General features: G+C 71.7%; 8 protein-coding genes and 2 pseudogenes. 9 read left to right on the top strand and 1 reads right to left on the bottom strand.

All coding sequences use genetic code 11. The features are described 5' to 3' along the window. Nucleotides 1-28 precede the first annotated feature (28 nt). The 9 genes and pseudogenes from BFN33_RS46625 to BFN33_RS46585 all read left to right on the top strand — a co-directional run bounded on the left by BFN33_RS46625 (nt 29) and on the right by BFN33_RS46585 (nt 20027). Nucleotides 29-2119 carry an amino acid adenylation domain-containing protein gene (locus BFN33_RS46625; RefSeq protein ID WP_141758076.1) on the top strand — a complete coding sequence of 697 codons (2091 nt, stop codon included), beginning with the start codon at nt 29-31 and terminating at the stop codon, nt 2117-2119. After that, a pseudogene (locus tag BFN33_RS55750) lies at nt 2028-2767 on the top strand (condensation domain-containing protein); the annotation flags it as partial. The gene BFN33_RS46625 and the pseudogene BFN33_RS55750, both read left to right, overlap by 92 nt. Nucleotide 2768: 1 nt before the next feature. Beyond that, a pseudogene (locus BFN33_RS55745) lies at nt 2769-3477 on the top strand (condensation domain-containing protein); the annotation flags it as partial. Between the two features lie 120 nt (nt 3478-3597). Further along, on the top strand, nt 3598-7938 hold the full coding sequence (locus BFN33_RS55740; RefSeq protein ID WP_370743388.1) for an amino acid adenylation domain-containing protein: 4341 nt from the start codon (nt 3598-3600) through the stop codon (nt 7936-7938). Further along, nucleotides 7935-15086 carry a non-ribosomal peptide synthetase gene (locus BFN33_RS46605; protein ID WP_069766294.1) on the top strand — a complete coding sequence of 2384 codons (7152 nt, stop codon included), beginning with the start codon at nt 7935-7937 and terminating at the stop codon, nt 15084-15086. Before BFN33_RS55740 ends, BFN33_RS46605 begins: the two co-directional genes overlap by 4 nt. Nucleotides 15087-15175: 89 nt before the next feature. After that, a complete protein-coding gene (locus BFN33_RS46600; protein WP_069766293.1) occupies nt 15176-15394 on the top strand; it encodes an MbtH family protein in 219 nt (72 codons plus the stop codon). 106 nt (nt 15395-15500) lie between these two features. After that, complete coding sequence (locus tag BFN33_RS46595; protein WP_069766292.1) at nt 15501-17942, top strand: penicillin acylase family protein; 2442 nt, start codon at nt 15501-15503, stop codon at nt 17940-17942. A 47-nt stretch (nt 17943-17989) separates the two neighbouring features. Then, on the top strand, nt 17990-18817 hold the full coding sequence (locus tag BFN33_RS46590) for an alpha/beta fold hydrolase (protein ID WP_069766291.1): 828 nt from the start codon (nt 17990-17992) through the stop codon (nt 18815-18817). Between the two features lies 1 nt (nt 18818). Further along, a complete protein-coding gene (locus BFN33_RS46585; RefSeq protein ID WP_069766290.1) occupies nt 18819-20027 on the top strand; it encodes a nucleotide disphospho-sugar-binding domain-containing protein in 1209 nt (402 codons plus the stop codon). Nucleotides 20028-20098: 71 nt separating this feature from the next. On the opposite strand, the gene BFN33_RS46580 is transcribed toward BFN33_RS46585, so the two are convergent. Then, nucleotides 20099-20629: a glycosyltransferase gene (locus BFN33_RS46580; protein ID WP_069766289.1), complete on the bottom strand. Its 531-nt coding sequence runs from the start codon at nt 20627-20629 to the stop codon at nt 20099-20101. Nucleotides 20630-20663: the final 34 nt, after the last annotated feature.

Below are 20663 nucleotides of genomic sequence, written 5' to 3'. Positions count from 1 at the left end.
CGCGCGGGAGCGGCGGGCGAGTGTGTTCATGGTGGTGCAGGCGGCGTTGGCGGTGTTGTTGACGCGGTTGGGTGCGGGGACGGATGTTCCGGTGGGCACGCCGATCGCCGGTCGTACGGACGAGGCCCTGGACGATCTGGTCGGCTTCTTCGTCAACACGCTGGTGCTGCGGACGGACACCTCCGGTGACCCGAGCTTCGCCGAGCTGGTGGAGCGGGTGCGGGAGACGGATCTGGCGGCCTACGCCCACCAGGACGTCCCCTTCGAACGCCTCGTGGAGGCGGTCAACCCGCAACGGTCCGCCGCCCGGCACCCGCTTTTCCAGGTGACGCTCGCCATGGGCCTCGGCGACCGGGGCCGGGACCCCGACGCTCTGCGTCTGACCGGCCTCACGGCGGCCGGAGTCCCGGTCGGGGACGCCACGGCCAAGGTCGACCTCGGTTTCCATCTGCAGGACCTGCACCGCGCGCCGACGCCGGGCGGTCTTCTCGGAGCGCTGGAATACAGCGCTGATCTGTTCGACCGTACGACAGCCGAGTCGCTGGTCCACCGGTTCACGAGGCTGCTCGACGCCGTCGCGGCAGCACCGCTGCGGCCGATCGGCGAACTCGACGTACTGGACCCCGGTGAACGCAACCGGCTGCTCGTCGAGTGGAACGACACCGACGACGACACCCCGTCGCGCACCCTGCCGGCCCTGTTCGAGGAGCAGGCCGCGCGCACCCCACGGGCCATCGCGGTCGAATCCGGCGACATACGGCTCTCCTACCAGGAGCTGAACAGCCGCGCCAACCGACTGGCCCACCATCTGATCGGCCTGGGCATCGGCCCGGAGAGCCTGGTGGCCCTCGGGGCGGAGCGGTCGGAGCAGTGGATCGTGGCCATGCTCGCGATCCTCAAGGCGGGCGCCGCCTATCTGCCGCTCGACCCGTCCTACCCGGCCGACCGCATCGCCTACATGCTCGACGACGCGCGCCCCGCTCTCGTCCTCACGCAGCAGACCACGGCGACTGCTATTGCCGGGCGGTCCGGCTCATCCGGTCCGGACCGGACGCTGCTCCTGGACGCCGCCGAAACCATCACCGCCCTGGCCGTTGCCGCCGACACGAACCCGACCGACGAAGAGCGCACGGCGCCGCTCGGTGTCGACCACCCGGCCTACGTCATCTACACCTCGGGCTCCACCGGCCGCCCCAAGGGCGTGGTCGTCCCGCACACCGGTGTGGCCTCCGTGATGGCGGAGCACATCCGCCGCGCCGGACTCGACAGCGGAAGCAGAGCCCTGCAGGTCCTCTCGCCGAACTTCGACGCGGCGGTCGCGGACATGGCGCAGACCCTGCTCTCCGGAGCCACCCTCGTACTCGTCCCCCTCGGGGAACGCCCGACGGGCGAGGAACTGGGCGAGCTGATCACGGCCGGCGGCATCACCCACCTGATGCTCCCGCCGCCCGTACTCGCCACGGTTCCGGCGGACCAGGTGCCCACCGTCCGCTCGGTCGTCACCGGCGGGGAGGCCTTCACCAAGGAACTGGCGCAGCGCTGGACCGAGGGCGGCCGCCGCGTGATCGACGCGTACGGCCCGACCGAGGCGACCGTCACGGCGACCATGAGCGAGCCCCTCGCGCACGGGGATACCCCGTACATCGGGCGGCCGATCGCGAACACGCGGGTGTTCGTGCTGGATGGTGCGTTGCGGCCGGTTCCGGTGGGTGTGGCGGGTGAGTTGTACGTCGCGGGTGTGGGGTTGGCCCGCGGATACCTGGGGCGACCCGGGCTCACGGCCGAGCGTTTCGTGCCCGATCCGTTCGGGGGTGCGGGTGAGCGGATGTATCGCACGGGTGATGTGGTGCGGTGGTCTGCCGGTGGGGTGTTGGAGTTTGTGGGCCGGGTCGACGATCAGGTGAAGGTGCGGGGTTTCCGTGTCGAGCTGGGTGAGGTCGAGGCGGTGCTGGCGGCGCATGAGGCGGTCGCGCAGGGTGTGGTGGTGGTGCGGGAGGACCGGCCGGGGGATCGGCGGTTGGTTGCGTATGTGGTGGCTGACGGTCTGCTGGAGCCTTCGGGTGCCGTTGACGCCGAACGGGAAGCTGGATCGTGCGGCGTTGCCGGTTCCTTCCTATGAGTCGGGCGTGGTCTCGCGTGCTGCTCGTGATGCGCGGGAGGAGATCCTGTGCGGTCTGTTCGCGGAGGTGCTCGGGGTCGGGCGGGTCGGGATCGATGACGACTTCTTCGAGCTGGGCGGGCACTCCCTGCTCGCCACCCGCCTGGTCAGTCGGGTGCGTTCCACGTTCGGGTGCGAGTTGTCGGTGCGGGGGCTCTTCGACGCCCCGACCGTCGCCGGCATCGCCACCGCCCTCGACCAGGCCGTCGACGGACGCACTCGGGTGACGCCCGCCGTCTCCCGTCCGGAGAAACTGCCCCTGTCGTACGGGCAGCGCCGACTGTGGTTCACCAACCGCGTCGAGGGAGCGGGTGACGCGTACAACCTGCCGTTCGCGCTGCGGCTTTCGGGGGAGTTGGACGTGGCGGCGCTGGGGGCCGCGCTGACGGATGTGGTGGGGCGGCACGAGGTGCTGCGGACGGTGTTCGCGGAGGACGAGGACGGTCCGTATCAGGTGGTGCGCGATGCCGTCGGTGTGGACCTGGCGGTGGAGGCGGTGTCCGAGGAGGAGCTGACGGGCCGTCTGGAGAGCGAGGCACGGGGCGGCTTCGACCTGTCGGAGCAACTCCCGTTGCGTGCCTCGCTGTTCCGTCTCGGCGACCGGGAACANAGCGCCGACTGTGGTTCACCAACCGCGTCGAGGGAGCGGGTGACGCGTACAACCTGCCGTTCGCGCTGCGGCTTTCGGGGGAGYTGGACGTGGCGGCGCTGGGGGCCGCGCTGACGGATGTGGTGGGGCGGCACGAGGTGCTGCGGACGGTGTTCGCGGAGGACGAGGACGGTCCGTATCAGGTGGTGCGCGATGCCGTCGGTGTGGACCTGGCGGTGGAGGCGGTGTCCGAGGAGGAGCTGACGGGCCGTCTGGAGAGCGAGGCACGGGGCGGCTTCGACCTGTCGGAGCAACTCCCGTTGCGTGCCTCGCTGTTCCGTCTCGGCGACCGGGAACATGTGCTGTTGCTGGTGATGCATCACATCACGGCCGACGGCTGGTCGGTGCCGGTGCTCTCGCGTGATCTGAGCGTCGCGTACGCGGCCCGGTGCGAGGGGGGCGCGCCCGAGTGGGCGCCGCTGCCGGTGCAGTACGCGGACTACACCCTGTGGCAGCGCGAGTTCCTCGGCTCGGAGAGCGACCCGGAGAGTGCCGTGTCGCGTCAACTCGGCTACTGGATGGAGCAGTTGCGGGACCTCCCCGAGGAGCTGGAGCTGCCGGCCGACCGTCCGCGTCCGGCCGTCGCCTCCTACCGGGGCGGGACCGTCGAGTTCACCGTCCCGCAGGAGACCGCCGAAAGGCTGTCCGCGGTCGCGCGGGAGCGGCGGGCNAGGAGCTGACGGGCCGTCTGGAGAGCGAGGCACGGGGCGGCTTCGACCTGTCGGAGCAACTCCCGTTGCGTGCCTCGCTGTTCCGTCTCGGCGACCGGGAACATGTGCTGTTGCTGTTGATGCATCACATCACGGCCGACGGCTGGTCGGTGCCGGTGCTCTCGCGTGATCTGAGCGTCGCGTACGCGGCCCGGTGCGAGGGGGGCGCGCCCGAGTGGGCGCCGCTGCCGGTGCAGTACGCGGACTACACCCTGTGGCAGCGCGAGTTCCTCGGCTCGGAGAGCGACCCGGAGAGTGCCGTGTCGCGTCAACTCGGCTACTGGATGGAGCAGTTGCGGGACCTCCCCGAGGAGCTGGAGCTGCCGGCCGACCGTCCGCGTCCGGCCGTCGCCTCCTACCGGGGCGGGACCGTCGAGTTCACCGTCCCGCAGGAGACCGCCGAAAGGCTGACGGCCTTCGCACGGCGGCATCGCGTCAGCACGTTCATGGTGCTGCACGCCGCGGTCACCGCCCTGCTCTCCCGGCTCGGAGCCGGTACCGACATCCCGGTCGGCACCCCGATCGCCGGCCGCACCGACGACGCCCTCGACGATCTCGTCGGCTTCTTCGTCAACACGCTGGTCCTGCGCACTGATCTCTCCGGGCGGCCGACCTTCGCCGAACTGGTGGAGCGGGTGCGGGAGACGGACCTGGCGGCCTACGCCCACCAGGACATCCCCTTCGAACGCCTCGTGGACGCCGTCAGTCCGCAACGGTCCCTCACCCGTCACCCGCTCTTCCAGGTGATGCTGTCGGTCGCGGGCGCCGGCCGTGCCCCGGACGGCGAACCGGCCGCGTTCGCCAAACTCACCGCGGCCTCCCAGCCGGTGGGAACCGGAGCTGCCGCGTTCGACCTGCTCTTCGGCTTCGGGGAACAGCGTGACGAGAACGGGGACCCGGCAGGGCTGTCCGCCCTCCTGGAGTACAGCGCCGATCTCTTCGACGCCGAGACGGCCCGGTCGGTCACCGAGCGGTTCCAGCGGCTGCTCGCCGCGGTGCTGGCCGACCCCGACCAGCCGCTGGACCGCATCGACGTCCTGGACCCGCGGGAGCGGCACCGGCTGATCGAGGAGTGGAACGACACCGCGTGCGAACTGCCGCAGGGCACTTGGGCCGAGCTCTTCGAAGCCCAAGTGGCACGCACCCCCGACCACCCGGCCGTGGTGGACGGCGACACCGCGCTGACGTACGCCCGGTTGAACGAGCGGGCCAACCGCTTCGCGCACCGGCTCATCGCGCTCGGCGTGCGGCCCGAGCAGTTCGTCGCCGTCGCCCTGCCGCGCACCGCGGACCTGGTGGTGGCCCTGCTCGGCCTCCTCAAGGCGGGCGCCGCCTATCTGCCCATCGACCCCAACTACCCCGCCGACCGCCTGGAGTTCATGCTGACCGACGCCAGGCCGGACCTGCTGGTGACCACCTGCGCACTGGCCGGGCGGCTGCCGCACACCGACGCCCCCCGACTGGTCGTCGACGACCCGGCGACCGCGCACGCCCTGCTCCAGGAGCCGGTCACCGATCCCACTGATCAGGACCGGAACGCTCCGTCGCACCCGACACAGCTCGCCTACGCGATCTACACCTCGGGCTCCACCGGCCGCCCCAAGGGCGTGATGGTGCCGCACACCGGCCTCGCGAGCCTGGCGGTCGGCCACGCCGAGAAGTTCGGCCTGGACGCCGACAGCCGTCTGCTCCAGCTGGTCTCGCCCAACTTCGACGCCGCTATCGGTGACTTCGTGATGGCCCTGCTCACCGGAACCACCCTGGTACTCGGTCCGGTCGACGGTCACCCCGGCGGCGACGAACTGGCCGAACTGATCCGCCGGGACGGGATCACGCACGTGACGATCCCTCCGACCCTGCTCAGCACCCTCCACCCGGACGCCACGCCCAGCCTGCGCGGGGTACTGATGGGCGGCGAGTCGTTCTCCGCCGAGCTCGCGGCCCGGTGGGCGGGCGCCGGAGTGCGCGTCGTCAACGTCTACGGCGCCACCGAGTCCACCGTGCTCACCACCATGAGCGACCCGCTGCGCGGAGACACGGCCCCCGACGCCGGCCGGCCCATCCCCAACGACCGTCTCTACATCCTCGACAGCGGGTTCAACCCGGTGCCCGCGGGGGTGGTCGGCGAGGCGTACCTCGCGGGAGACGGAATCGGCCGCGGCTATCTGCGCCGGCCGGTGCTGACCGCCCAGCGGTTCGTCGCCGACCCGTTCGGCGGTCCCGGAGCCCGCATGTACCGCACCGGCGACCTGGTGCGCCGTAACGCCGCGGGCAACCTCGAGTTCGTCGGCCGGGCCGACGAACAGGTGAAGATCCGCGGTTTCCGGGTGGAACTCGGTGAGATCGAGGCGGTTCTCGCCGGCCACCCCGCCGTGTCCCAGTGCCTGGTCCTGGTCGACATCGACGCACACGGCAGCCGCCGCCTGGTGGCCTACGCGACGCCGGGCACAACGCAAGGGCACAGCGCCCCTGAGGAGCTGCGTCGGCATCTGGCCGCGAGTCTGCCCGACTACATGGTCCCCGCGGCTCTGGTCCCGCTCGACGCCTTCCCCCTGACGCCCAACGGGAAGATCGACCGCAAGGCACTGCCCGCCCCGGACTTCGAAGCCGCGACGACCGCTCGGGAACCGCGCGACGAGCGGGAGACGGCGCTGTGCTCCCTCTACCGCGAGGTCCTGGGGCTCGAACGGGTCGGCATCGACGACGACTTCTTCGCCCTGGGCGGCGACAGCATCATGTCCATCCAACTGGCGAGCCGCGCCCGCAGGGCGGGCCTGGTCGTCTCCGCGAAGGACGTCTTCGAACACCGCACCGTGGCCGCGCTCGCCGGCATCGCCGCCGAGACGGCCGACCAGGAGCAGGAGCAACAGGGGGAGGCCCTGGGCACCGGCGCCATGCCGCTGACGCCGATCATGCATCACTTCGCGGAACTCGGCGGCCCCTTCGCCCGGCTGAACCAGTGGCGGATGCTGCAGGCACCCGCCGGATGCGACGAGGAACGGCTGCGGGCGGTCATTCAGGCGCTGCTCGACCACCACGACGCCCTGCGCCTGCGGGTGACGAAGGAGCCGGACACGCCGGACGACGGCCCCGCGGCGGGCGCCGGCTGGCACATGGAGGTCCAGGAGCCCGGGGCGGTGCGGGCCGAGGACTGTGTACGGCGGGTGGACCTGCGGGGCCTGGAGGACCGGGCCGGACTGCACGCGATGGCCGACCACACCAGGGCGGCGCGCGAACGGCTCAGCCCGGAGCGCGGCCTGATGCTCCAGGTGGTCTGGTTCGACCGCGGCCCCGACCAGCCCGGCTTCGTCCTCGTGGACGCCCATCACCTCGCCGTCGACCCGGTGTCCTGGACGATTCTGCTGCCGGGATTCGCCGAGGCATGGCAGGACGTCACCGAGCAACGTGTGCCGCGGCTGCAACCGGTGGGCACCACCTTCGGCCAGTGGGCGCACCGGCTCACGAACTGGGCCCTGACTCCCGAGCGCGAGGCCGAACTCCCTTACTGGACCGAGCTGCTGAAGAGGGCGGAGCCCCTGCTGGAGCGGAGCGGACGGGACTGGGACGCCGAGACCAACGAGAACGCGCAGGTGGTCGCGGTCACCGTCCCGGCCGATGTCACCCGCGCGGTGCTCACCAGCGTCCCCGACGCGTTCTACGCGAGCGTCGACGACGTGCTGCTCGCCGCCCTGACGCTGGCCCTCGCCGAACGGCGCCACGGCAGCGGCACGGGCGTCCTGGTGGATGTCGAGTCGCACGGCCGTGAGGAGGAGGTCATCGCCGGTACGGACGTGTCCCGCACCATGGGCTGGTTCGCGGCCATGGCCCCGGTCCTCCTCGACGCCGGGAGCTACGACCTGACCGAGGCGATGGCCGGCGGCCCCGCGGCCGGCGAGGTGCTCCGGCAGATCAAGGAACGCCGTAGGTCGGCACCGGACCACGGGATGGGCTTCGGCGCCCTGCGCCACCTCAACCCCCGCACCGGACCCGAACTGGCGGCGCTGCCGCGACCGCAGATCGGCTTCAACTACCTCGGACGCGGTGGAGAGTCGGAGTCCCGCGGTTCCGGGGGCGGCGCCGGCGCCGGAACCGCGGGCGACTGGGCCGTCCGCGGCGACCTCATGGGCATCGGCGGCCAGGACGCGGCCATGCGCATGCCGCACGAACTGGAGATCGCCGTCGCCACCCGGGACCGGACCGAGGGCCCAGAGCTCCAGGCGCACTGGGTGTGGCCCAGCGGCCTGTTCGACGGGGCGGAGATACGTGCCCTCGCCGACGCCTGGATCCGGGCCCTGGGCGCGCTCGCCGACCACGCCGAACGCCCCGAGACGGGCGGCCACACCCCGTCGGACGTGGCGCTGTCGGAGCTGAACCAGAACGAGATCGACCTGTTGGAAGCCGAGTGGAGGATGACGAAATGAGCCAGTCGGGCCTGGAGGACATCCTGCCCCTGTCCCCGCTTCAGGAAGGAATGCTCTTCCACAGCGTCTACGACGCGACCGCGCCGGACGTCTACGCTGCCCAGCTCGTGGTGGACCTGGAGGGTCCCCTGGACCGGGACGCGCTGCGCGCCGCGGCGAGCGGACTGCTCGCCCGGCACGGCAATCTGCGCGCCGGCTTCCGTTACGAAGGACTCAGCCGCAGCGCGCAGATCGTGCCGCGTCAGGTCACCCTGCCCTGGCAGGACGTCGACCTGACCGAGACACCCGCGGCTGAGCGGGCCGCTGCCGCCGACCGCGTGGTGGAGCAGGAGCGCGGCCGCCGTTTCGACCTGGCCGAGCCGCCGCTGCTGCGCTGCACCCTGGTGCGGCAGGGCGAGTCCAGCCACCGCTTCGTTCTGACGTTCCATCACATTCTGTTGGACGGCTGGTCGTTGCCGATCGTCTGGCGGGAACTCCTGGCGCTCTACGCCGGCAAGGGCGTGGCCAGGGGGCTGCCCGCGGTCCGCCCGTTCCGCGCGTACCTCTCCTGGCTGGCCGGCCAGGACCGCGCCGTCGCACAGGCCGCCTGGCGCGAGGTGCTCGCCGGGACGGACGGCCCGACCCTCGTCGCACCGGGGATCGGCGACATACCCGTCACCCCGGGCCAGCTTCACACCGAACTGTCCGCCGAGCAGACGGCCGCGCTCACCGCGTGGGGCCGGGAGCGGGGCATCACCCTCAACACCCTGGTGCAGGGAGCCTGGGCGCTCGTGCTGGCCGGCATCACCGGCCGAGCCGACGTCACCACCGGCATCACCGTCTCCGGCCGGCCCTCCGAGGTCGACGGCATCGAGGGCATGGTGGGCCTCTTCATCAACACCGTGCCCCTGCGGGTCGTGTTGCGTGCCGCAGAGCCGGTGGCGGACTACCTGCGACGCCTGCAGGACGAGCAGACCCGCATGATGGCCCATCACCACATCGGCCTTGCCGAGATCCAGGCGGAGTCCGGCCTCGACGGGCGCAAACAGCTCTTCGACACCCTCGTGGTCTTCGAGAACTACCCCTCCGGCGGCCAGAGCGGCGGCAGTACGCCGGGCAGCGGTAGCGGGCTGCGCGTGACCCGGGTCGCCGGACACGACGCCACGCACTATCCGCTGGCACTGATCGCCGGTCCCGGAGAGACTCTCTCACTCCGCCTCGACCACCGCCCCGACGCCTTCGGAACCGACGCCGCCCAGGCGGTCCTCGACCGGGTCGTCCAGGTCCTCGCGGCCATCCCCGACATCACCGACGTACCGGTCGGCAGACTCGAGCTCCTCCTGCCCGGCGAGCGCCAGCGGCTGCTGGAATGGGGAGCGGGGGAGGAGCCCGTGGCCGAGACCGCCACGTTGGCGGGCCTGTTCGAGGAGCGCGTACGACGGGATCCGGACGCCGTGGCCGTGGTGTGCGGGGACGAGAGCCTGTCGTACGCGGAGCTGGACGCGCGGGCGGGCCGGTTGGCGCACTGGCTCGTGGAGCGGGGCGCGGGCCCGGAGTCGTTCGTGGCGCTGGCGCTGCCGCGGGGACTCGACCTCGTGGTGGCCGTGCTGGGGGTGCTGAAGTCGGGCGCCGCGTATGTGCCGATCGATCCGGACCATCCGGAGGACCGGGTGGCGTTCATGCTTTCGGACGCCCGGCCGGCCTGGGTGGTGGACCGGCTGCCGTCGGTGGTGACGGACACCGCCGCTCCGGTGGCCAAGGCGCCGACCGGACTGCGGCCCGAGCATCCGGCGTACGCCATCTACACCTCGGGGTCGACGGGGCGCCCGAAGGGTGTGGTGATTCCGCACCAGAACGTGGTGCGTCTCTTCTCGCAGACCCGACACTGGTTCGACTTCGGGCCCGACGACGTGTGGACCCTGTTCCACTCGTACGGGTTCGACTTCTCGGTGTGGGAGTTGTGGGGTGCGCTGCTGCACGGCGGCCGGCTGGTGGTGGTCCCCTACGACGTCAGCCGCGCTCCGGACCGGTTCCTTCGGCTGCTCGCCGATGAGCGGGTGACGGTCCTGAACCAGACCCCCTCCGCCTTCTACCAATTGATGCAGGCCGACCGGGAAAACCCGGAAACGGGACGCGAGTTGGCGTTGCGATACGTGGTGTTCGGTGGCGAGGCCCTGGAGGCGGGGCGGCTGCGGGAGTGGTTCGCGCGCCACCCGGATGACGCTCCGGTGCTGGTGAACATGTACGGGATCACCGAGACGACGGTGCATGTCACGCATCACGCGCTGGACGCGGCCCGGGTGGCGGGGCAGCCGCCCGGTCTGGTGGGCACCGGTATTCCGGATCTGCGAGTGCGGGTGCTGGACGGTTTCCTGCGGCCCGTGCCGGTGGGTGTGACGGGTGAGTTGTACGTGGCGGGTGCGGGGCTGGCCCGGGGGTATCTGGGCCGGCCGGGGCTGACCTCGGAGCGGTTCGTGGCCGACCCGTACGGCCCGGTCGGCAGTCGTGTCTATCGCACCGGTGACCTGGCCCGCTGGAACGAACACGGCGTGCTGGAGTATCTGGGCCGCGCCGACGACCAGGTGAAGGTACGCGGTTTCCGGATCGAGCTGGGAGAGATCGAGGCGGTGCTCGCCGCGCACTCGGGGGTGGCCCAGTGCGCGGTGACGGTGCGGGAGGACCGTGCCGGGGACCAGCGGATCGTGGCCTACACGGTGCCGTCCGAGACGCCCGCCGACGCGGCCGGGCTGCGGGAGCACGCGGCCTCGGAGCTGCCGGAGTACATGGTGCCGGCCGCGTTCGTGAGCCTGGACGCGCTGCCGCTGACCGCCAACGGCAAGCTCGACCGGCGCGCCCTGCCCGCCCCGGTCTACGAGGCGGGCGCGGGCAGCCGTGCCCCACGCGATCCCCGTGAGGAGATCCTCTGCGGTCTGTTCGCCGAGGTACTCGGCGTCGAACGGCCGGGCATCGACGACGATTTCTTCGAACTGGGCGGGCACTCCCTGCTCGCCACCCGGCTCGCCGGCCGTATCCGTACCGCGCTGGGCGTGGAGCTGTCCGTCCGCGATCTGTTCGAGGCGCCCACCGTCGCCGCTCTGTCGGTCCACCTCGACCACGCGGCGCGCTCGGCGCGTCCCGGCGTGCGCCGCGTCGATCCGAGCCCGAGCCGCGTGCCGCTGTCCTACGCCCAGCAGCGACTGTGGTTCCTCAACAAGGTGGAGGGCGCCAACCCGACGTACAACATTCCGGCCGCACTCCACCTGTCCGGGCCGTTCGACCCGGATGCGCTGCGGGCGGCGCTGGCCGATGTGGCCGGGCGCCACGAGGCCTTGCGCACCGTCTTCGCGGAGGACGCCGAGGGCCCGTACCAGCGTGTCCTCGACGGGGACACGGCCCGGCCCGAGCTGATGGTCGAGGCGGTCACCGAAGCCGGCCTCGACGCCCGCGTCGCGGCCGCCGCCAGGCACCGTTTCGACCTCGACTCCGAAGTGCCCTGGCGGGCCTGGCTGTTCGAGTGCGGGGACGACGAACGCGTCCTGCTCCTGCTGATGCATCACATCGCCGGCGACGGCTGGTCCATGCCGCTGCTGGTCCGGGACCTCACGTCCGCCTACGCCGCGCGTGCCACCGGCGGTGTTCCGCGGTGGGCCCCGCTGCCCGTGCAGTATGCCGACTACACGCTCTGGCAGCGCGAAGCCCTCGGCACCGAGGACGACCCGGACTCGCCGATGTACCGGCAACTCGCCTACTGGACAGGCACCTTGGCCGATCTTCCGGAGGAACTCGCGTTGCCCGCGGACCGGCTGCGCCCCACCGTGTCCACCCACCGCGGAGGCACCGTCGAGTTCGAGGTCCCGGCCGCCCTGCACACAGGCCTGGAACGGCTCGCCCGCGACACCAGGACCACCCCCTTCATGGTGATCCAGGCGGCGCTCGCCGTCCTCCTCGGCCACCTCGGCGCCGGCCACGACATCCCCATCGGCACCCCGATCGCCGGGCGCACCGACGACACGCTCGGTGAACTGGTCGGCTTCTTCGTCAACTCGCTGGTGCTGCGCACCGACACCTCGGGCGACCCGGCCTTCGCCGCGCTCCTGGCCCGGGTGCGGGAGACCGACCTCGCCGCCTACGCCCACCAGGACGTGCCCTTCGACCGGCTCGTGGAGGTGCTCAACCCGAGCCGGTCACTGGCTCGCCACCCGCTGTATCAAGTGCAGCTGTCCTACGACAACAACGACCAGGCGTCCGCGGCGGCCGGTGTCCCCCTGCCGGGGCTGGCCGCGTCCCGCCGCTCCGTGGGCATCGACGCCGCCAAGTTCGACCTCGTCTTCTCCTTCGCCGAACAGTTCCGCGGCTCGGACGGCACGAGGCTGCTCACCGCCTCGGTCGGCTACAGCGCCGATCTGTTCGACGAGGAGACCGTGCGGGGCATGGCCGACCGGCTGCTGCGGATCCTCGAAGCCGTGACCGCCGACCCCACGCGCAAGATAGGGCAGCTCGACGTGTTGCGGCCGCGGGAACGGCAGCAGGTACTGGAGGGGTGGAACGCCACCCACAGCCCCGTGGCCTGGCGCAGCCTGCCGCGGCTCTTCGAGGAGCAGGCGGCTCGTACGCCCGACCGGACGGCCGTGGTCGATGGCGACAGGCGGCTGAGCTACGCCGAACTCAACGTCGCGGCCAACCGGCTGGCCCGTGACCTCATGGCCCGCCGGATCGGCCCCGAGGACCGGGTGGCGGTGGCGCTGCCCCGCTCCCTGGAACTGATCACCGCCGTCTGGGCGGTGTTCAAGGCGGGGGCCACCTACGTACCGGTCGATCCGGCCTACCCGGCCGAGCGCATCGTGTACATGCTCGACGACTCCGCACCGAACGTCGTCGTCACCAACACCGCCGTCGCCGCCGCGCTGCCCGAACGGCACCGGGGCCGGACCACTCTGATCACCGACGACCCGGTCGTCGCCCGCCGGATCGCCTCGCGTGCCGGGGCCGACATCGCCGCGCACGAACGGCCCGTACCCCTGCTGCCCGACCACCCTCTGTACGTCATCTACACCTCCGGCTCCACCGGCCGGCCCAAGCCCGTGCAGATGCGTGCCGCGGGCATCCTCAACCTGGTCACCTGGCAGGATCCCGTCGTGCCGCGCACGGAGGGCAAGATCACCGCCCAGTACGCGCCGATCAGCTTCGACGGATCCGTACAGGAGATGTGCTCGGCCCTGCTGTACGGCAAGACGCTCGTCGCATGCCCCGAGGAGACCCGCAGGAACGCCGAGCAGCTCGTCACCTGGCTCGACCGCCACGCGGTACAGGAACTGTTCGCCCCCAACCTGGTGGTCGACGCCGTCTGCCGGGCTGCCGACGACCTCGGGCTCGAACTGCCCGCGCTGTGCGACGTCGTGCAGTCGGGAGAGGCTCTCGTCCCGAACGACACGATGCGCACCTTCTTCGCCCGCCCCGGACGGCGGCTGCACAACCAGTACGGCCCGTCCGAGACCCATGTGATGACGGGCCGGGTGCTGCCCGCCGACCCCGCCGAGTGGGCCGCCGCCCCGGACATCGGCGGTCCTGTCGCCAACGCCCGGACGTACGTGCTCGACGCGGCCTTGCGCCCGGTCGCTCCGGGTGTCACCGGTGAGCTGTACATCGCCGGAGCCGGACTGGCCCGCGGCTACCTGGGACGGCCAGGGGCGAGCGCCGAGCGGTTCGTGGCGTGCCCGTTCGGTGCCCCCGGGGAGCGGATGTACCGCACCGGTGACATGGTCCGCTGGAACCGGGACGGCCGGCTCGAGTACGCCGGCCGCGCCGACCAGCAAGTCAAGATCCGCGGCTTCCGCGTGGAACCCGGCGAGATCGAGGCGGTGCTGAGCCGGCACCCGTCGGTGGCTCGCGCAGCCGTGGTGGCCCGCACGGACGGGCCGGGCCGGCGCCTGGTGGCGTACGTGGTTCCGGCGGGCGCGGCCCCGGCGGACCCCGCCGAACTCCGCACCCACCTGGGCCGGAGCCTGCCCGACTACATGGTGCCGGCGTCCTTCGTCCCGCTGGCGGAGTTGCCGCTCACCCCCAACGGGAAGCTCGACCGGCGGGCGCTGCCCGATCCCGACGCCGACCGCGGCGAGGACCAGGGGCCGCGCACCCCCGAGGAGCAGATCCTCAGCGGGCTCTTCGCCGAGTTGCTGGGGCTGGCCGGCGTCGCCGTGGACGACGACTTCTTCCAGCTCGGCGGGCATTCCTTCCTCGCCACCCAGCTCGTGAAGCGGATCCGCGCCACCTTCGGCGTCGACCTGTCGGTGCGCAGTGTCTTCGAGGAACCCACGGTGGCCGGGCTGGCCCGGGAGATCGCCTCCGACGTCACCAGAGACCCGTTCACGCCCCTGCTGCCGCTGCGGCCAAGGGGCAGCCGACCGCCCCTCTTCTGCATCCACCCTGGCTCCGGCACAAGCTGGAGCTACGCGGGACTGCTCAGCCACCTGGACCCGGACCAGCCGCTGTACGGACTGCAGGCCCGCGGGCTGAGCGACCCGGACGCGCTGCCTTCCTCGATCGCCGAACTGGCCGACGACTACGTGGCGACCATCCGCGAGGTACAGCCCTCGGGTCCGTACCGGCTGCTCGGCTGGTCCTTCGGCGGGCTCGCCGCGCACGCCGTCGCCACCCGCCTGGAGCGCCTCGGCGAGGAGGTCGGCCTGCTGGCCGTCGTCGACGCCTACCCGCCGGTGGCGGGCCTGGCGGCACCGGACGTCTCCGAGCACGAGCTGCTCGCCGGCTCCCTGCTGCCCGGCTTCGCCTTCCACCCCGACGAGCTGCGGGACGACATCGACGGTCTCGTGGCACGGTACGCCCGCCATCTGGAGCGCGTGAACCACCCCCTGGCGGCTTTGGGCGAGCGTGGCCTCAAGGGCGTGATGCGGGTGTACGCGGCCAACGACCGCCTGATGGGCACCTTCGAACCGGCCGTCTTCAGCGGCGACCTGACGTTCTTCGGCGCCCTGCGCGAGACCCCCGGGGCGGTGCTCGACGAGGAGGTCCGCGGCTCCATGACCGTCGACGCCTGGCGGCCGCTGACCGCCGGGACCGTCCACCACCACGACATCGACGCCACCCACGGCGCGATGCTCTCCGACCCCGAGGCGCTCGCCGCCATCGGAAAGGCGCTGCGTGGCGCCCTGTGAAACCGGGCGGTGGCTCCACCGCCCGCAGCACCGCCGTACGGCACCCGACCAGTAACCGAAGCAGTAACCGAAGCAGGAGGACATCCACGATGAGCAGCAACCCGTTCGAGGACAACGACGGCACCTACCTCGTTCTCGTCAACGACGAGGGCCAGTACTCCCTGTGGCCCGCGTTCGCCGAGGTGCCGAACGGCTGGAGCGTCGAACTGGCCGAGACCGACCGCCAGTCCGCGCTGGACCACATCAACGAGAACTGGACCGACATGCGCCCCAAGAGCCTGATAGCGGCGATGGAGGGTGCGGCCTGACACGGGATCACCACAGCAGTCACCGGGTGCCGCCCGCCGGGAACGGCGGGCGGCCGCGGCCGCCGTGCGGCACCGCACGGCGTGACCAGAGAGGTTTCCCCAGCCCATGGCTTACCCGAGAACACCCCTGGCGGCCCGGGTCCGCACGGCGGTCGTCGGCCTGCTCGCCCTTGCCGCCGCGGCCGTGCCCGGCACCCTGCCCGCCTCGGCCGACCAGGGCACCCGCTCCTCGGACGTGGTCATCCGCTACACCGAGTACGGCATTCCGCACATCCAGGCGTCCGACTACCGCGGACTGGGACTGGGCTACGGCTTTGCGGCCGCCAAGGACAACATCTGTCTGCTCGCCGACACCTACATGACGGTACGGGGCGAACGCTCGTTCTACCTCGGTGCCGACTCCGCCGCCAACCCCGCTCTGGGCGCGGCCTCCGACAGCCTCACCAGCGACCTCTACTTCCGCGGCGTCGAGGAGAGCGGAGTGGTGCGGCGGCTCGCCCGCAGCGCGCCGCCCACCGGCCCCGAGCCCGAGGTCGCCCAGCTCGTCCGCGGTTACGTCGCCGGCTACAACCGCTATCTGCGCGAGACGGGCCCGGACGGCATCACCGACCCTGCCTGCCGGGGCGCCGACTGGGTACGGCCCATCACCGAACTCGACGTCTACCGTCATGTGCACGCGATCGCCACCGTCTCCGGCAGCGGCAGCGCCATCGACGGAATCGTCGGCGCGCAGCCCCCCACGGGATCGGCCGCGATCCTCGGCACCACCGGGAGCCCGTCCGCCGCCCGCATGATCAGTGAGCTGCGGGCGACCCGGCAGGACCAGGGCCTCGGCAGCAACGCGATCGGCGTAGGGGAGAGCGGATCGACCGACGGCGGCAGTGTGCTGTTGGGCAATCCCCACTACCCCTGGCAGGGCGCCCGCCGCTTCTGGCAGAGCCAGCTCACCATCCCCGGCAAGCTGAACGTCTCCGGTGCCTCCCTGCTCGGCCTGCCCGTCGTCGCCATAGGCCACAACGAGAACGTCGCCTGGAGCCACACGGTGGCCACCGCCGCCACGTTCGGACTCCATGAAGTCGCCGTCGTACCCGGCGATCCGACCAGTTACCTCGTCGACGGCAAGGCCGAGCGCATGCGCTCGGAAGAGGTCTCCGTCCGGGTGCGCGGGGACGACGGCACGACCGGAACCGTGGAACGGACCCTGTGGTCCACCCGTTACGGGCCCGTCGTCAACGCCGGTCCCGGAGTGCCGCTGCCCTGGGGAACGACTGCCTACTCGCTCGACGATCCCAACACCGGGAACCTGCGGCTGCTCAACAGTTGGTTGGGCCTGGACCGCGCGAAGGACACCGACGGCGTGCGCGGCGCTCTCACCCGCACCCAGGGGCTGCCCTGGATCAACACCGTGGCCACGGACCGCCGCGGACGTGCGCTTTACGCCGATCTGCAGGTCGTCCCGCACGTCACCGACGACCTCGCGCAGCGGTGCAGCACCCCGCTGGGCCGACAGGTCTTCCCGGCCGCCGGCATCCCCATCCTCGACGGCTCCCGCAGCGAGTGCGCCTGGGGCAGCGACCCGGGAGCTGTGCAGCCCGGCATCCTCGGCCCCTCGGCACTGCCGACCCAGACCCGTGACGACTACGTCGCCAACGCCAACGACAGCCCCTGGCTCGCCAACCCCCTCTCTCCGCTGACCGGTTACCCGCGCGTGGTCGGGGACACGGGCACCCCGCGATCCGCCCGGACCCGGGAGGCCATCACGGCGACCGAGCGGAGACTGGCCGGCACGGACGCCCTGTCCGGCACGGGTTTCTCGCTGCGCACCATGCAGCAGACGCTGTTCAGCGACCACAGCCAGGTCGCCGCGCTCATCGGGCAGGACTCCGTCCGGATGTGCCGTGCCTTCCCCGACGGGCGGGCCCCGTCGGCCGGGGGACCGGTCGACGTGACCGACGGCTGCACGGCGCTGGCCGCCTGGGACGGCACCTACGGCGCGGACAGCAGAGGCTCGCTGCTCTTCGCGCGCTTCGTCGCCCGGCTGGCCTCGGTGCCCGGCGGGCCCTGGCGCACCCCGTTCGACCCGGCCGACCCCGTGGGCACCCCGAGGGGACTGACCTACGAACGGGCCGAGGTCCAGCGGGCGTTCGGGGACGCAGCCGCCGAGCTGCGGGCCGCCGGTATCCCTCTCGACGGGCGGCTCGGCGCCTACCAGTACGTCACGCGCGACGGTGAACGCATCCCCATCCACGGGGCGCCGCACATCCTCGGCGTCCTCGACGTGATCACCCCTGTGTGGGACCCCAGGGCCGGAAACACCGAAGTGACCCACGGCTCCAGCTTCATCCAGGTCGTGGCCTTCCCCGGCGGGCACGGCCCACGGGCGGCCACCCTGCTCACCTACGGGCAGTCCGCCAACCCCCGCTCGCCCCACTACGCCGACCAGACACGGCTGTTCTCGGCGGGGCGGTGGGTCACCGACCGGTTCACCGCCGCGCAGATCGCCGCCGCGCCGGGCCTGCGGACGGAGGTGCTGACCGGCGGCCGGTGAACAGGAACGTCCATGGACACGGCACATCTGAGAGGAAGGAGGCCGACATGCCGGTGGCTGCGGTGAACGGGATTCGGCTGCACTACAACGACATCGGCTCCGGCGAGCCGGTGGTGATGGTGATGGGAAGCGCGGGCAGTGGCCGGATCTGGCACACGCACCAGGTGCCCGCCCTGAAGGCGGCCGGATACCGCGTGATCACGTTCGACAACCGGGGGATCCCCCCGACCGACGAATGCGCCGAGGGGTTCTCCATCGGCGACCTGGTCGCGGACACCGCCGGGCTGATCGAGCACCTCGGCCTCGGCCCCGTCCGACTCGTCGGCACCTCGATGGGCGCCTGGGTCGTCCAGGAACTCGCCCTGCAACGCCCCGAGCTGGTGCGCGCGGCGATCCTGATGGCCAGCCGGGGCCGCAGCGACGCCCTGCGTGCCGCACTGGCCCGGGCCGAGATCGCGCTGTACGACTCCGGTGTCGAGCTTCCGCCCCGCTACCGGGCGGTGGTCCAGGCCATGCACTCGCTCTCTCCGCACACCCTGAGCGACGAACAGGCCGCGATCGACTGGCTCGACCTCTTCGAAATCGCCCATGGGCACCTCGACCACGCACCCGGAGTCCGCGCCCAGATGGCGCTGGAGCCGATGCCGGACCGGCTCGCCGCCTATTCCGGAATACGCGTGCCCTGTCACGTCATCTCCTTCGCGGACGATCTGATGACTCCGCCGCAACACGGCAGGGAACTCGCCGACGTCATTCCCGGAGCAAGCTTCCACGTGATCAGAAGGGCCGGCCACTACGGCTATCTCGAATGCCCGGAAACGGTCAACGAAAGCATCCTGGAATTCTTCGCCGACGGGTGGAAAGGAGCCGCATGAGATGAACAGAATACTTCTCGTGCCCTATCCGCTGCATGGGCATGTGTTTCCCATGACGGCACTCGCCGCAGAACTGAGAAACCGTGGTCACGAGGTCACGGTGGCGATCGGACCGCCCTTCGCCGAGGCGTTCGTGGAGGTCGGCTGCGAGGTCACCGAGGTTCGGATCGAACCGCGGGCGGGCATGTCCGAGCCGCCCGCCCGAAGCGGCCCGGTCGCCTCGGCACGGGCCGCGCGTCACGCCCGCCGGCGCACCGCGGACGAACGAGCCCGGCTGGCCGTCCGGCTGGCCGAGGAGATCGGCAGGGTGGATCCGCACCTGGTGGTGTCCGACGCGATGGCCTCCTGGGGCGCGGACGCGGCACGGGCGACCGGGGCCCGCAACGCCACGCTGTACGCGACGTACGCCCTCAACGAGGAGGTGATCCTGGCGGACCTGGCCCGACGGCTGGCCCCCCGGACGGTGCGGCTGCTGCGCCGCTCCCGGCTGCTGCGCCGCCATCCCGCGGTGCGCGACCCCGCGGCCCGCTGCGGGCTCGTCCTGGTCAACAGTGTTCCCGACCTGCAGCCCGAGCACGGCTCGTTCGACGACCGTTACCACTTCGTCGGCCCACTGCGCCCCGCCGTCGCCGACCGCGGGTACACCGTCCGCGATGGACCGGACCGGCTGCCCTGGGAGCGCATCGAGAAGGGCCCCACGCTGTATGTGTCCACCGGCACCTTCTCGACGCGCGGGGCGGAGTTCTTCAGGACCGTGGCCGAGGCGTTCGACGGGACCGAGTGGTGCGTCGTCCTGGCCACCTCCCACACCGACCCCGCGGACCTGGGCGTACTGCCGGAGAACGTCACGGCTCGGCGGTACGTCCCGCAGGCCGCGGTCCTCGAACACGCCGACGTCTTCCTGACCCATGCCGGGATGAACTCCGCACTGGAGGCCTTGGTCCTGGGGGTGCCGACGGTGCTCGTGCCGTCGTTCTGGGACCAGCGGACCATCGCCCGGCAACTGGTGGCCATGGGTGCCGGTGTCGCGGTGGAGCCGAGCGCGTCGGCCGCGGAACTGCGCGAGACGATCACCACCCTGGCGGCCGACACGGACGTGCGCGCCACGCTGAGGGACCTGTCCGGCCGCATGGCGCGCACCGACGGGCCCGCGCGGGCCGTGCGAGTCATCGAGAAGTACGCCGCCTGGGGAGCGGCGCGCCGGCGATGAACAACGGCGACCGGGGACCGCCGGACCCTGTGGTCCGACGGCCCCCGGTCGTCACTGCCCGGCGGATTCCCTCACCAACGGCTGGCCATGCCCGAGGTGTTGCCCGGCTTCCCGGGTTCCCCCATGCCCCAGTGGTTCCAGATGAACGTCTCCTCCGGCAGGTGCACGAACGTCGCCCCCACGTCCAGCAGCGCCAGCCAGGCCCCCCAGTCGTCGAACGGACAGCCGGGGAAGTCCTTGGGCAACTGGAATCCCCCCGCCTTCTTGAAGAGGTCGGTGCGCACCAACGTCGTGGTCTGGATGTACGAACGACGGCGCAGTTCCTCTTCGTCGAACGGCACCCCGTAGCGCCCCATCGGGTCCCGCCCGCTCTCGTACCGCGGCACGCGCGGGATGGGGTAGACGACGTCGGCGCCCGTGGTCTCGGCGCAGTCGCGGATCCGCTCCAGATGGTGCGGAAGGAACTCGTCGTCGTCGTCCAGGAACGCCGTCCAGGCGGTCGTCACCTTGGCCAGCGCCCTGTTCTTCGTGGCCGCGGCGCCGGTCCGCTCGTGGTCGTACTCGACGACTATCGAGGCGGGCTGCAGGGTCTGCCGCGTCACCGACGCGAGCGCCTTTCGCAGATGCTCCTGACGC

The organism is Streptomyces sp. LUP47B (assembly GCF_001746295.1).
In the GTDB taxonomy this organism is placed as follows: domain Bacteria; phylum Actinomycetota; class Actinomycetes; order Streptomycetales; family Streptomycetaceae; genus Streptomyces.
The sequence above is the reverse complement of the archived record's forward strand: the minus strand, read 5'-3'. Positions and strand labels throughout refer to the sequence as shown.

Coding starts and splice junctions, on each gene's coding strand:
- BFN33_RS46625 (WP_141758076.1), top strand. CDS start 29: ATGGTGGTGCAGGCGGCGTTGGCGGTGTTGTTGACGCGGTTGGGTGCG.
- BFN33_RS55740 (WP_370743388.1), top strand. CDS start 3,598: ATGCATCACATCACGGCCGACGGCTGGTCGGTGCCGGTGCTCTCGCGT.
- BFN33_RS46605 (WP_069766294.1), top strand. CDS start 7,935: ATGAGCCAGTCGGGCCTGGAGGACATCCTGCCCCTGTCCCCGCTTCAG.
- BFN33_RS46600 (WP_069766293.1), top strand. CDS start 15,176: ATGAGCAGCAACCCGTTCGAGGACAACGACGGCACCTACCTCGTTCTC.
- BFN33_RS46595 (WP_069766292.1), top strand. CDS start 15,501: ATGGCTTACCCGAGAACACCCCTGGCGGCCCGGGTCCGCACGGCGGTC.
- BFN33_RS46590 (WP_069766291.1), top strand. CDS start 17,990: ATGCCGGTGGCTGCGGTGAACGGGATTCGGCTGCACTACAACGACATC.
- BFN33_RS46585 (WP_069766290.1), top strand. CDS start 18,819: ATGAACAGAATACTTCTCGTGCCCTATCCGCTGCATGGGCATGTGTTT.